Origin of the sequence: Bradyrhizobium algeriense, from assembly GCF_003062295.1 — a bacterium.
Taxonomy (GTDB): Bacteria; Pseudomonadota; Alphaproteobacteria; order Rhizobiales; family Xanthobacteraceae; genus Bradyrhizobium; species Bradyrhizobium algeriense.
Genome location: NZ_PYCN01000033.1, coordinates 1 through 13007 on the forward strand (window position 1 = coordinate 1; position 13007 = coordinate 13007).

The 13007-nt window shown below is 58.7% G+C and carries 10 protein-coding genes; 2 read left to right on the forward strand and 8 right to left on the reverse strand.

The features are described 5' to 3' along the window. Positions 1–946: 946 nt before the first annotated feature. Complete coding sequence (locus tag C7G61_RS35540) at positions 947–1462, reverse strand: MarR family winged helix-turn-helix transcriptional regulator (RefSeq protein ID WP_108522365.1); 516 nt, start codon at positions 1460–1462, stop codon at positions 947–949. 611 nt (positions 1463–2073) lie between these two features. On the opposite strand from C7G61_RS35540, the gene C7G61_RS35550 reads away from it, so the two are divergent. After that, a complete protein-coding gene (locus tag C7G61_RS35550; protein WP_108522367.1) occupies positions 2074–2802 on the forward strand; it encodes a helix-turn-helix transcriptional regulator in 729 nt (242 codons plus the stop codon). A gap of 1393 nt (positions 2803–4195) precedes the next feature. Then, positions 4196–5737: a porin gene (locus C7G61_RS35555; protein ID WP_108522368.1), complete on the forward strand. Its 1542-nt coding sequence runs from the start codon at positions 4196–4198 to the stop codon at positions 5735–5737. Positions 5738–6075: 338 nt separating this feature from the next. Here the strand turns inward: C7G61_RS35555 and C7G61_RS35560 are convergent, their stop codons facing one another. The 7 genes from C7G61_RS35560 to C7G61_RS35585 form a co-directional block, all read right to left on the reverse strand. Next, a complete protein-coding gene (locus C7G61_RS35560; RefSeq protein WP_244608613.1) occupies positions 6076–6852 on the reverse strand; it encodes a UPF0149 family protein in 777 nt (258 codons plus the stop codon). Next, entirely contained in the window at positions 6849–8408 is a 1560-nt protein-coding gene (gene tnpC, locus C7G61_RS35565) for an IS66 family transposase (protein WP_108522409.1), read from the reverse strand. Before tnpC ends, C7G61_RS35560 begins: the two co-directional genes overlap by 4 nt. Positions 8409–8461: 53 nt before the next feature. Then, the gene (locus C7G61_RS44165) at positions 8462–8626 is read right to left on the reverse strand and encodes a transposase (RefSeq protein ID WP_145963743.1); all 165 of its coding nucleotides are present in this window, start codon (positions 8624–8626) and stop codon (positions 8462–8464) included. Further along, positions 8623–9084, reverse strand: a complete 462-nt coding sequence (gene tnpA / locus C7G61_RS47105) for an IS66-like element accessory protein TnpA (protein WP_108522369.1) — start codon at positions 9082–9084, stop codon at positions 8623–8625. Before tnpA ends, C7G61_RS44165 begins: the two co-directional genes overlap by 4 nt. A gap of 187 nt (positions 9085–9271) precedes the next feature. Further along, complete coding sequence (locus C7G61_RS35575) at positions 9272–10180, reverse strand: LysR family transcriptional regulator (protein ID WP_108522370.1); 909 nt, start codon at positions 10178–10180, stop codon at positions 9272–9274. A 398-nt stretch (positions 10181–10578) separates the two neighbouring features. Then, positions 10579–11451, reverse strand: a complete 873-nt coding sequence (locus tag C7G61_RS35580) for an isocitrate lyase/phosphoenolpyruvate mutase family protein (RefSeq protein WP_108522371.1) — start codon at positions 11449–11451, stop codon at positions 10579–10581. Positions 11452–11460: 9 nt separating this feature from the next. Beyond that, a complete protein-coding gene (locus C7G61_RS35585) occupies positions 11461–12606 on the reverse strand; it encodes a pyridoxal phosphate-dependent aminotransferase (RefSeq protein ID WP_108522410.1) in 1146 nt (381 codons plus the stop codon). Positions 12607–13007 lie beyond the last annotated feature (401 nt).

Sequence of the window (13007 nt, forward strand, 5' to 3'; positions counted from 1 at the left end):
CTTGACGTCGAGCCAAAACACTGAGATCAGAAAATGCACCTGACGGCACCATCACACTGGTCGCGATCGATCGGAATGGGTGGTCACAATCCGTCGTAGCGGGTGGTCGCGATCGTCGGAATACGCAAGGGGAGCCGCAGATCGAGGCGGTCCATCAAGGCTTTCTTAGAGCCCACACGGCAGTACGCGTAGAACCAGCATGCGCAACAGATAGACCGGCACCCGCCTAGTTGGGCTATGATGCAGGAATGCAGACTACGGGTAGAGGTTATGGCCTCAGGGGCTGATGCCATGTCTGATCGATTTCCAGTATTCGAGGTTTTCTTAAAACAGCGCAGGCGAAGATGGTTGTGGTCGGTCTGCACGACCGAAGGCACGCTGGTAATGACGGGTTTAGGAAGCAGCCGATCCGCTGCCAGATATGAGGCCAACAGAGCGCTTTTTGTGTTGCTGCTTAGCGCGCCGTATCGTTCGCGACTTTCTGCTCGAGCGATCCAAGCTGATCAAGAGGCTCGTGCGCGGCGCTCGCTTCCGCCCCAACCTTAGAGCTACGTGACGCTTCGAGAAAGGCCGGCTCGTAAGCGGTCCCTCCGGAGCTCTGGATTCAAGAGACTGGCCAGAATTCGGCGTTACCAAAGGATCTCTATCGACCCTCGGCTTATTCTCGCCTCGAAGCGACGCAGAACCGAGCCACAAGAGAGACGATAGGCACGGTTGTCTGGGCTCCGAAAAGACCTCGCTTGCGGGGGGCCATCACATCGAGGCGGCCCATCAACTTTTTCTCAGAACCCACACGGCAATGCCCGCAAAACCAGCAGCCGCCAGCGGAAGGCTTACAGCGAGGCTTCTAGGAGGACACGCGCATCCTTTACTTTCACCTCCGCTGTATCTTATCTCGATTCGGAGTTAACCGACCTAAACAGTGCGCCGTTCTGCGTTCTGGTCCTCAGAAATCCAGAGCGACTTTCAAGCGAGCTTTCTCTAGGCGATGCCTAAGTGCAGTGAGCCTGCTAGCGAACTCGGTCAGTTCGCGAGTACCGAATTCACCAAAAACAAATTCATCGAGTGCTTCCTGTTGTGCAGCAAGGCTCGCGAGATGCTTGTAAGTCTTGTCCGTCAGCGACAGCTGTACGATCCGAGCATCGCTCGCGGAGGGCTTGCGCCGCAGGAGGCCTTTCTTCTCTAGCAGCTTCGATTGGGTCGTGACGAATGACGAGTCGACGTGCATCAATTTTGACACCACATTGACCGGAACACCGTTTTCTCTGTCCAAGTCTGCCAACGCCATCAAGATCATCCACTGTGGCCCAGTGATGCCAAGTGCATTGGCCCGGAATTGGCGCAGTTCCTCGAGGTACACATTGATGGATCTGATCTCCCACATGAACCGCCGGACCACCTCCTGACCCTCAGCAGAGCTAGTGCCGACGGCTCTTGCTAGATTGGGCAAATCCGACGGCATCGTGTTTCAGGGTTTCCCATGCTTGGCTTGTTTTCCCTTAGCGCAAATTAAAAATGGGGACAATGCCGCCGGAGGAAGCAGATCAGAATCGTTGGTACGCTTCGGACAAAAGTGAAGCGTCACGAATACAGCGATGAAGTAAAGACGAGTTCTGCACGTTGCGAACGGACCTATTCCTTTTCACTTCAGGCTCGGCCGATATCGAACCGGGGCGCTAACATTTCGCGCTTTGATCAGGTAGGGGTCACCACGTGGCACTCAAACGACCCGCAGAGCCGTGCGAACAAATCCATCGCCAAATAAGAACGGTCCATCAGATTAATTGATGTTTGTCACCGGCCTATTACTTCCCAACGACACTCGGGGCGGAACATACTGGGGCGGCACAAACGAGTTCCGCCTAAGATAGGGGCATGGCATCTCCACCTAAGTGCGATGGCGGACGGGCAGGGTCTTTCGGAGCTGCTCCAGCTCGGCTGCGCGGGCTGGTGGGCATGGCTGTTCTGGCGGGAGCTCGCGCGACCTACGAGGCCCGGACGGCTTCTTCGCCAAAAAAGCGAGGGTGAGGGCATTGCAAAGCACGTCGATCATGTTCAAATGGTAGAGCCGGAATGAGCTCGGTCGAAAGCATCTTCCAGGAATTTAGTGATGCCATCCAAACCGCAACCAACGCGGATGAATTCGAGCGCGTCGCAACGCGGCTAACACAGAGGCTTGGCTTCCAGCGATTTGCCTATCTGCGCCTGACGGGCGAGAAGCCGATGTTGATCTCGTCCTATCCCAAATCCTGGACCAGCCGGTACTTCCAACTTGGATATCAGCAGCTCGATCCTGTGGTGCGCCGCGCGCGTGCCGAACACGCGCTATTCAGCTGGGGAGGCGAGGCGTCAGCGCTGGCCGGAAATCGCGAGCAGCGCCGCTTCTTCGATGAAGCGACGACCTTCGGGATTAGATCAGGCATCACTGTGCCAATCAGGGGTGGATTTGGGCGCATGGCTGCATTTACGCTGGCGACGGGCGACCGCGATCTTCACCCCGAGCGGCTCGTGGCCGACGGGAAGGATTTGGTACACCTCGTCGGGTTGCACTTTCATTGTTATGTCGCCGCCAGACTTGACGTACTCTCTGCCAGTAAACTCGCCGCAAGTGAACTCACTCAGCGCGAGCGCCAATGCGTCGCATGGACCGCGCACGGCAAAACTGTCGCGGATATCGCGGTGCTGGTCCAGATTGCGCCGCGCACTGTAATTTTTCATCTTGAGAACGCGCGCCGCAAACTCGGTGCAGCATCTATTGCCCAATGCGTCGCCGAGGCCTTGCGACGCGGTTTGTTGTCCTAATCATCCACACGCCCCGATCGAAGAGATCTTCGCCAAGAACACACCTGATCCGAGCGGCAGAGCCTCGCGACGTCGAGGCAGCTTGGCGAAAGTCGCCGAGCTCCCAGATCTCTTCTCCAAGGAGGGGTGAGCTAACTAAAAACTCACGACGCGGCGGCGGCTTCGGAGTTTCTGTGGCCCGGAGGCTTCGGCGGTGACTCGGGATTCGGCCGATGGTGGGGATGTTCATCGTGATCGTGATGATGCCGCTCGTGCTCGTGGTGCGGATCGTCATGACGGTGGTGCTCACGCCCACTGCCTTTCCGCGGCCAGACACTTTCCCTCCAGTGGTCCTACCGCTAGCGAACTCGGTTGCCTCACTCTCAGCAGAGCTACTGCCGAACCCTCCTGCCAGACAGGGCAAATCCGGCGGCTTCGTATGTCAGGGTTTCCATACTTGGTTGTTTCCCCTTAGCGCAAACCAAAAAAGGAACATTGCCTCCGGAGGAAGCAGATTAAATCGTTGGTATGCTTCGACAAAAGTGAGGCGGCACGAATGCAGCTACGGCATTTAACACGCATTCTGTACGTTACGTACAGACCTGTTCCTTTGGCTTCAGACTCGGACGGTTCGATGGCACTGACTCTGCTGGGCGATACGTCACTCTAGACCCCGTCAAGGATGGCAACAACAACAACATTCCTCCCACGCTCGCGAACTGGCGAACAACCGATATTGTATCGGGCGCTAAGATTTCGCGCGTCTTGATCAGCCACTACGTGGCACTCAAAGACCGGCAGAGCCGTTCGAACAAATCCATCACCAAATCAAAGCGGCCCATCGCATTAGTTGATGTCTGTCACCGGCCTATTGCTTCCCAACGATACTGCGTCGGCACAATAAGTTCCGGCCTAAGGACAAGGTGATGGCATTTAGAACTAAGTGCGTTGGCTTATATCGTTGCGGTTTCGTGCAGACTCAATTGACTGCTAACGTTATTCGTTCTCGCAGAACTGCGACCACACTGATTGATCCTCGTGCGAGCCGACGGTGCAGAAAGCGGACGGTAATTTCACGCGCTCGCCTCGTTGATGCCCGGACGCCGCACGTCGGCATCAGGCCTGAACACGTGCGTGTGTTCGAGACCAATCAGATTGCCACGATAGCCAGCAACGTCCGTCAGGTCGATCCCGGTACTGGCTTGAGCGGAACGCGTCTCTCCCTCGTTAGCTGGGCACGACGCGTTACGGCGTAACACAGGCATCTACGACTTCTTCTCTCGTCCGACGTGAAAAACATAGGGGTCTATGTTTGCGTACTTATGTGGGGGTTTCAGTGCAAAAAAAATCGGTAGGACCAATATCTAGCCGAGATGAATCTAACTTTGCGCGGCCACTGCCATCCGACAGATCGATGGCATGGCGATGGATCGCAACTAGCGCCTTGGTTGGTTGTGCATCTTCGTATTCACCCTCCATCGGTCATGCCGAGTCATTGGACGATCTAAGGCAAGAGCTGAAACATCTTCGGGCTCGAGTTCATTCACTTGAAGCGAACGAGCAAATTGGCTCGCGCGCCGATCGCGCAGCGGCTAAGGCGGCGAGACTGGCGCAAAAGGAAGCAGAAGAGGCGAGGGCACGCGCGCAGGAGGCGCGAGTTCAGGCTGAAGCTGCTCGTGCGAAGGCGCAAGCAGCGCAGAAGGGAGCAGATCCGCTGCAAGGAAGCTTCCCTGGCAGCATGCGAATTCCGGGAACTGATACGTCCTTTAAGCTGTACGGCTATGCAAAGCTCAATGTTTACGGAGATCTCGGGCCGCGCAACAGATCTGATACAATTACGGTTCCGTCTATTCCGCTATCACGTGGAGCGCTGGGCGCTCGGACGCCAGGAGATGTTGCTGTTAGCGGTCGGTATTCTCGATTGGGTCTTGATGTGAGGACGCCGATTAGCGAAAGCTTTGGAACTGTTCGTAACGTCCTCGAGGTCGATTTTGCGGGGCAGTTGTCTGATTCTACGACACAGGCAATTGCATCGAGCTACAGTACAAGACTTAGGCTAGCGTTTGCAGAATTTGGCAAGACTGATGGTTGGGGGTCCATAATTGCAGGGCAAACCTGGTCGCTGTACGACGATGCCACACTTAACCCGCTTCGTAGCGTCTCGGATTGGTCGACGCCAGCAACCACTATCGTGCGCCAAGGAGCGATTCAATACAACAAGAGCGTTGGATCGACGACGTTTAGTGTGGGCTTGGAGAACACATATAGCGACGTCACAAGCACCGTTGGAACGAGCTATCCCGATTCGAATGGTGGTGCGGGTTTTACTCCAAGTGGGATGCCAGATCTTACAGCGAGAGTCCTCTGGCGTGGCGAAAGCGCGTCTTTCGCTCTGAGGGGCATGATGCGGAATATCGAAATCAACAATGGGGCTGGTATTCCTGCCCAACGATATGACGCGTCGACTTTAGGCTATGGCATTGGTGCGAGCGGGTCGCTCTACCTTTTGGACGGTCGTCTGGCACTGTTTGGGACGGCAAACTATGGACCCGGTATCGGTCGTTATCTCAGCATGGTCAGTCCAGGATTTGGTGCCGTAACCAACTTTGGCTTGCCCGGTGTAACCGCCCAAACAGCTACAATCGATGCGGTAACGGCGACGGCTGGCGTCGTTGGCCTGCAGTACAAGTTCCTTCCAAATCTCCAGAGCAATGCCCTTGTTGCAGCCGGCAAGCTCAAGTACCCCAATTATGTCAACCAATTCATGACAACTTCCAGTGCGATCAACAGGAGCTTATGGGCCACAAGTTTCAATCTGATCTACAGCCCCGTGCCATCGATTGACCTCGGTATTGAGTATCTACATGGATCGCGCGCGCTGTTGGTTCCCGACGGGAACGGGGTTGTCGGCGGAACAGCCAACCGTATTCAAAGCATGGTGCTCGTTCGCTTCTAGCCACAAGCGTGCTTGAGCATCGCTGGCTGCGCGCACAACAGAAACGCCTTCTTACAAGAGGGCGTCGTTAATAATAATAAGGAAGGGATGGTCAATGACAGGTCTGGAGAAGGCCTGCCGAGAAGCAACAAGAGCTCAGTGTCGTCCAGAAGAGGGATGAGACGAAACGTCCGCTCCTTAGATATTGTTGCAAAAGTCGATTTTCGCCGATGGCCAAAATTCTGCGGGCCGTGGCCGCGACTTTCGCGTACAAGATGTGAGGGACCTCACGGCATAACGCAAAATTCGCAGGCGACTTCGGTAACGCGATTGAGGTCATACGAATCAGCGATCGTTCGCTACTTAGTGTTTTCGCGAAAAATCTTGAGCCTGCAACTTTCGACTTTTGCAACAATATCTGCAGCAAGCTGATATTCGGTAAGCAGCTTGATGCGGCTATTGCAATCAACTGTGTGCCCTGGGAAGAGCGGTGTTCGTTTGTAACCGGCATGAGCATCCACATAGGCAGTAGTCAACCGGCGCGGGGGTAGCGGATCGGCATCCAGTACTGACGCATGGCCTCCAGGGCCGTTGCGCAGGAATTGCTCGGTCTGGCGGGCCTTGCTTGTCGGTCCGAGCAGCGGACGGCCCTGATCGTCTTCACAGTGAATCAGGATGGGCAGGAGCAGTCCGTGATTGACGTTGCGGGTGTCGAGCAGAGGCGCCCAAGCCGATATTCTAGGTCGCATGGCGGCGTGGAATCCCAGACACCAGGCACGCGCATCGACGTCGCCGTTCGGCTTGCGCTGATGGATCGGTTCGAACCGATCCGGGTTGGTGGAGAGGGTTTTGCCGATAGCGTTGTGGTGCTGCGCGGCGGCGGAGATCGCGGCGAACTCCGGCGTGCGGCCGTGGTTGAAGGCGTCGGCGTCGATTGCGAGCAGCGGACAGATCCAGTCGAGCGGACTGATCGACACCGGCCCGGCCACGATCGCAGCAATGTAGCCGTCCAGCACCGGCAGGCTGGTGGCGACGGGACGCCGCCCGACGCGGTCCTGCAGCCATCGCTCAAGCTGCACGAGCGACATGGCGGCAGCCGCCATCGACGACGATGCCTTATCGCGACGCCGGCTCATGCGGCCACCTGCGCGGTGCGCGCGTGGGCAGTCTTCCAGTTCCAGGCCAGCAGCTCGTGCAACTGATGGCTCTTGGTTCGCCCGGAGACGATGCGCTCGAGCACCTCGGCCAGGTAGGCCTGCGGATCGAGATCGTGGAGCTTTGCGGTGTTAACGAGCGATGCCAGGATCGCCCAACTCTCGGCGCCACCCTCGCTGCCGCTGAACGATGAGTTCCGGCGGCCCATTGCGATCGGGCGCATCGAACGCTCCACCGTATTGGAGTCGACCTCGACCCGCCCGTCGCTGAGGAACAGCGTCAGCCCATCCCAGTGATTGAGCGCATAGTTGATGGCCTCCGCCAACTTCGACTGGGAGAAGAGCTGGCCGACCATTGCCGTCAGCCGCGCCCTGAGCGTCTCCATCAGTGGTGCGGTCCTGGTGCGGCGGGCGGCAAGCCGCTGTTCGGCGCTGCTGCCGCGGATCTCAGCCTCGATGACATAGACCGCCTGCAGGCGTTCGATAACTTCGCGAGCGAACGGTGACTGGTCCGCCTTGTACACCTCGACGAATTTGCGTCGGGCATGCGCGAGACAAAAAGCGAGCTGGATCGCGCCGCCATGCTCGCGGGCGAGCGCCTTGTAGGCGGCATAGCCGTCGACCTGCAGAATGCCGGAAAAGCCCGTCAATTGTCCGGCGATCTCCTCGGTGCCGCGGCCGTCGGCGAACACATAGGCGACCGTCGGCGGTGAGGGGCCGCCCCATGGGCGATCATCCACGGCATGCGCCCAGAACTGGCAGATGCGGGTGCGACGTCGCCCGGGGTCGAGCACCGGCATCGGCGTCTCGTCGCAGAACAGCCGCGGCGCTGCTTGGATCGTTCGCAGCTGGAGTTCATAGAGGCTCTTGAGCCGCCATGCGGCACGCTTCACCCAGCCGGCCAGCGTCGCGCGGTCGAGATGAATGCCCTGGCTGGCCAGAATCTGCACCTGCCGATACAGCGGCAGATACCAGGCAGACTTCGACACCACCACGTGGGTCACAAGCGCCGTCGAGACCATGCCGCCCTCGATTAGTCGCGGCAGCACCTTCGCCTGCACCACGCCATCGGTGCAGCCGCGGCAGGCATATTTGGGACGGATCGTGCGCAGCACCCGCAGGATCGCCGGGATCACGTCCAGCACTTCGCTGACATCCTCGCCGATCTTGTGCAGACGGCCCTCGCAACATGGGCACGCCGTCGCGTCCGGCTCCAGCACCTGCTCGCAGCGCGGCAAGTGCTTGGGCAGCGCGCCGATGTTGCGCCTCGCCTTCTTGCGTGGCTTACCGGCCGGCTTGGTCGCAGGCAAATCATCGTTGGCTGGCGCAGGTGGTGTGACGCCGGTCTCCAGATCGTCCAGCTCGAGCGCGAGCTGCTCTGCGACGAGCGCCGCCAGCCGCTCCGAGCGCTTCCCGAACATCATCTCCTTGAGCGTCTGCATCGCCACACGTAACTTCTCGTTCTCGGCGTCAAGCGCGAGCACCATCTCGGTCAGAGCCGCCAGATCAGTCGGGAGAGCGTCGGGGCGAATCGCCATGATGATCAAAAGATACATGCACGCACTACAGGCTCCAGCGAAATCCTCACCTCTCAGCCGACAACGGCCGGCTGCTTCACAGGCTTGGGTGAAACACGCGTCCATGGGTTCGCACGCAGCGCTTCGCTCACCAGCGCCGACAACGTGTGCAACGATTTGCGAAAGTCGACCGGCTGTGCCGCCAGCACCACCTTGAGATCAGACCGTAGTGCAATCACCGGATGCCCCGAAGCGCCGACAGCACCGTCGAAAGCGTCGCCAGCTCCACTCCCGGCTCAACCCGAATGCGCGCCCCGCTCATCTCGATCTCGACCACCCCGCCAAGCTTGCCTGGGGGCGATGCCATCTGCGGCAGCACCGTATGCGCCGGCGCCAGGCGGCCCGGCTCGCCCGTCGTCGCAGGACCGCCCTCGCAGGCGATTCGAACTGGCACAAAGCCTGGCGCCTGAACGCCTGCTGCCGTCGTGAACTTGTGCCGCCATACCGTGAGTAGCCCACGGACAACGCCATTGCGCCGAGCAACCTCGGAAATATTGGCCCCTTCCTCGAAGCTCTCCGCTACGATCCGTGCCTTCTCTTCCGCCGTCCACCGCCGCCGGCGCCGCTCCCCGGTGATCAACTCGATACGACGATACGAACCGCCTTCCTGCCTGGCATCAAGCATGGCATCTGCCATCGATTCACTCCCAACGATCAGCTCATGCCAGGCTGTATCGCAGACCAAGCTCACGACCGCGAGGTGGGGGCCTCGTGCCGGTTACGGAAGAGCGGTGTTCGTTTGGCGTCGATCTGTCAGACCTCTGTTTCAAAAAGACCAGCATCGTGCGATGCCGTTTAGAGGTGCGTCGATCGCCTTAGCGATACTAAGCGGCTTCCGGAAGGGCGGCCTTTTTACAAAGGCGGACTAGCCACCGGCAAAAAGCACGAGCGATTTCGGGACTGTCGCTGCGGTCGACTGCGTAAGCCCGATATTGCATGCCGCTGGGAGTACGTGATCCTGGTATCACATGCAGAACGCCCTCGCGCACGAGATCGCCGACAATGATTTCGGGTGCCACCAGAAGGCATTTTCCCGTCATGACTGCCGGCAGAGCAAGGTAATTGTGATCATATCTCGCCCCCGACTTTATGTCTTTTGAGTTCAGGTTCATCGCTCTCAGCCATGTGGGCAGTATGTCGGGCCGGGATGTAATGTTCAGAATTGGCATTGAGCGAAGGACTGATAAGCTTTTGCCATCTACGTGATTTGGAGAGCCCACACAAACGAGTTGCTCGTTGTAGATTTCCCAATCGTCGGCCGGTTCGATGACGGAAAGGTCGCGTGTAATCAAGATGTCGAAATCGTCGGAGGATGTCGGCATGGAGAGCGAACTGATCACATCCACAATTACGCCGCCCATCTCAGCGGAGAATGCTTGGAGATTCGGAATGAGAAACGAGTAGGCGAAAGTCGAAAGCGAGGTGCGGACCACAAGCCGATTGGCGTCCGGGCGAGTCCGCCGGCGCATTCTCTTAGCGGTGAAGCACACTGTATCTAGCGGTTCGGCGACTGTGTTCGCAAAAAGCCTTCCGAATTCCGTCAATTCGCTCCGTTTACCGCGTCGTTCGATGAGGTCTGTACCCAGATATTCTTGCAGCACGGCCAGGTAGCGGCTGATGGAGCTCTGTGTCGCTCCCAAAGCGGTAGCCGCACGCGTTACGCTTCCTTCTCGCGCGATCGCCACGAACACCCGGATCGCGTTGAGGGGCACTGCATCATCTTCGATAGCCATCTTCTATTCCGATAGGTTCTGGGACCTGCCACTGGAAGGGCCATTGCCAAGAATGGATATTCCATCACATTAGTCGATGTTTACCGCCGGATTACTGCTTTCTCGACGGTATATCGCGCTCAAAAACTGCTTCCGGCCTAAGCCGAAAAGATCGGTCGATGGCCTTGATAGTTGAGCTGATTTCCCTCGCGTTCCCCATAGGCGCATCTCAAGCGCGCCGTAGGATTGGACGCCGCGATCGCTCGATCGTCTTATCGCAATCGACACACCGCAATTTTCCGGAGGAGAAAGCCGCTAATTTCTGATCGATGGCGGGCCAGGCATAGCGCCTGAGCGGAGCCCAGGCGCTATCTATCGTGTTGAAATCTCAATAGTCACTGCACGGCCAGAACGAGCCCTCAGCAAAGGAAGCGAGCCTCAGCTGCTTTGATCTCGCTCATCTTCTGGAGTCTGAAGATCTCCTCCACCGGCAGAATGTCCTTGTGGACGTTTTGGACGCCGCCGTCAGCGAGGATCCGGCGGAAGGTCTCCTGCATGGCAGTTGCAGCAGCGCGGATCCCGGAGTTGCCGTAGATCATCATGCGGATATTGCCGAGCGTCTTGACGCGCTCGGCGTTGAGGTCAGGGTAGGCGTTCGGCACGATCACCAGCGGCGCAAATCCGGTCCAGGCGCGCGAAAAGCTTTCGATTTCCGAGGGATCTTTCTTTTTCGAATGGATCAGGATCATGTCGGCGCCAGCCTCCACGTAGGCTTGCGCGCGATGCAGGGCCTCCACTTGGCCGAGGTCTGCGATGAGGGCTTCCGTGCGGGCGATGACCAGAAAATCCGGGTCCTGTCTTGTCGCAATGGCGGCCTTGATCTTACCCTGAAACTCCTCAATGCGCAGCAGTTCCTGGCGCCCCCCGGCCACAAGGCTCGTCACTTTCGGGAAGATCTTGTCCTCGATCACAACGGCGCTGGCGCCGGCCCGCTCGTATTCGCTGATGGCATGGATGACATTGATCGCATTGCCATAACCTGTATCGATGTCGGCGACGATCGGCAACCTCGTGCGTCCGGCGATCGCCCGCAGCATGTCGAGATGCTGTGTCATCGAGATCAGGCTCATGTCCGGCAGGCCGTAAAGCGCCGACAGCTCGAAGCCGGAGGCCCACAGGCCGTCGAATCCGGCTTCTTCTGCGAGGATCGCCGAAAGCGGGCTATGGGCGGCCATGATGTGGATAAGGCTGGTCTTCGCCATGCGGGCGCGGAGGCGTTTGGCAGGGGACATCGAGATCTTTCAGGACAAGGCCGCGCAGGCGGCTATGATGCGGTCGCAGGCGCGGGTGAGGTCCTCGAGCGAGGAGGCATAGGAAATGCGGATATAGGGCGAGGCCATGAAGCCGCTGCCGGGCACAACGGCCACGGCGAAATCCTCGAGCAGATACATGGCGAAATCGGTGTCGGTTTCGATCACCTTGCCCTCCGGCGTGCGTTTGCCGATAACACCCGCGCAGGAGGGGAAAACGTAGAAGGCACCTTCCGGCACGCGGCACGAAAGCCCCTCGGCTTGGTTCAGCTTCGCAAGGACAATGTCGCGGCGCTGCAGAAAGGCGCTCGCGAATTCCTCGATGTGGTCCCGTCCGCCAGACAGCGCTTCGATGGCGGCATATTGTGAAATCGAGCTGGTGTGCGAGGAGGTTTGGCCTTGGATGAGGTTCATGGCCTTGATCAGCGCCAGAGGCCCCGCGCCATAACCGACGCGCCAGCCGGTCATTGCGTCGGCCTTGGACATGCCGTTGACTGTCAGCGTGCGCTGGTAGAGGTCCGGCGCGACTGCTGCCATGGTAGCGAAGTCACCGGTATAGGTGAGCTTTTCATAGATGTCATCGGACAGCACATGGACATTGGCATGGCGGCGCAGCACCACGGCCAGCGCGAGCAACTCACCTCGGCTGTAGACGGCACCGGTCGGATTGCACGGCGAGTTCAGCATTAGCCACTTGGTGCGCGGCGTGGTCGCCGCCTCCAACGCCTCAGGGCGGAGCTTGAAGCCATTGAATTCATCGCAGGCGACGAGAGTCGGTTTGCCGCCGGCGAGCGCCACCATATCGGGATAGGAGACCCAGCACGGCGTCGGGATCACCACCTCATCGCCCGGGTCGAGCGTGGCGAAGAGCGCATTGAAGACGACCTGCTTGGCGCCGCAGCCCACCGTGATCTGGTCGACACCGTAGTCGAGCCCATGTTCGCGGCCGAGGCTGTCGCGGATCGCCTCGCGAAGCGGCTTGATCCCGGCGACCGCCGTGTATTTCGTCCGCCCGTCGCGGATAGCCCGGATGCCGGCTTCGCAGATAGCGGATGGCGTGGCGAAGTCCGGTTCGCCCTGACTGAGCGTGATCACATCAACGCCCTGATCGCGCAACTCGGCGGCACGAGCCGTCATCGCCTTGGTCTCAGAGGGGCGGACGACGTTGAGCCGTTCTGCAACGAGAAACAAGATAGAACCTTGAGAAGTTCGATGGGTGATTTTCGACTACTTCTATTTGCTCTCAGCCGGGCTGGCCAACAAAGTCATCGCATTTTTGAATGAATCGATCGAATTTTACGTTGGCGCTGAACTCTTCGTTCAGACGCGCGTTCTGCCAGAGACTCGGCGTGAGCCACCGAAAACTACTGAGCCGAGTTTTTGGCACTGAAGTAAGTACGCAAAGATAGCCCTCGCTTCTTCTTCAGTCAGCCGGCCCAGTCGAACGAGACCGGGATAGCGTAGTACTCCGCGAGCGCCAGGAGCGAGTCCCGCAGGACCAGCCGCACTTCGACGAGGTCTTCGTCGTCGAGTTCGAC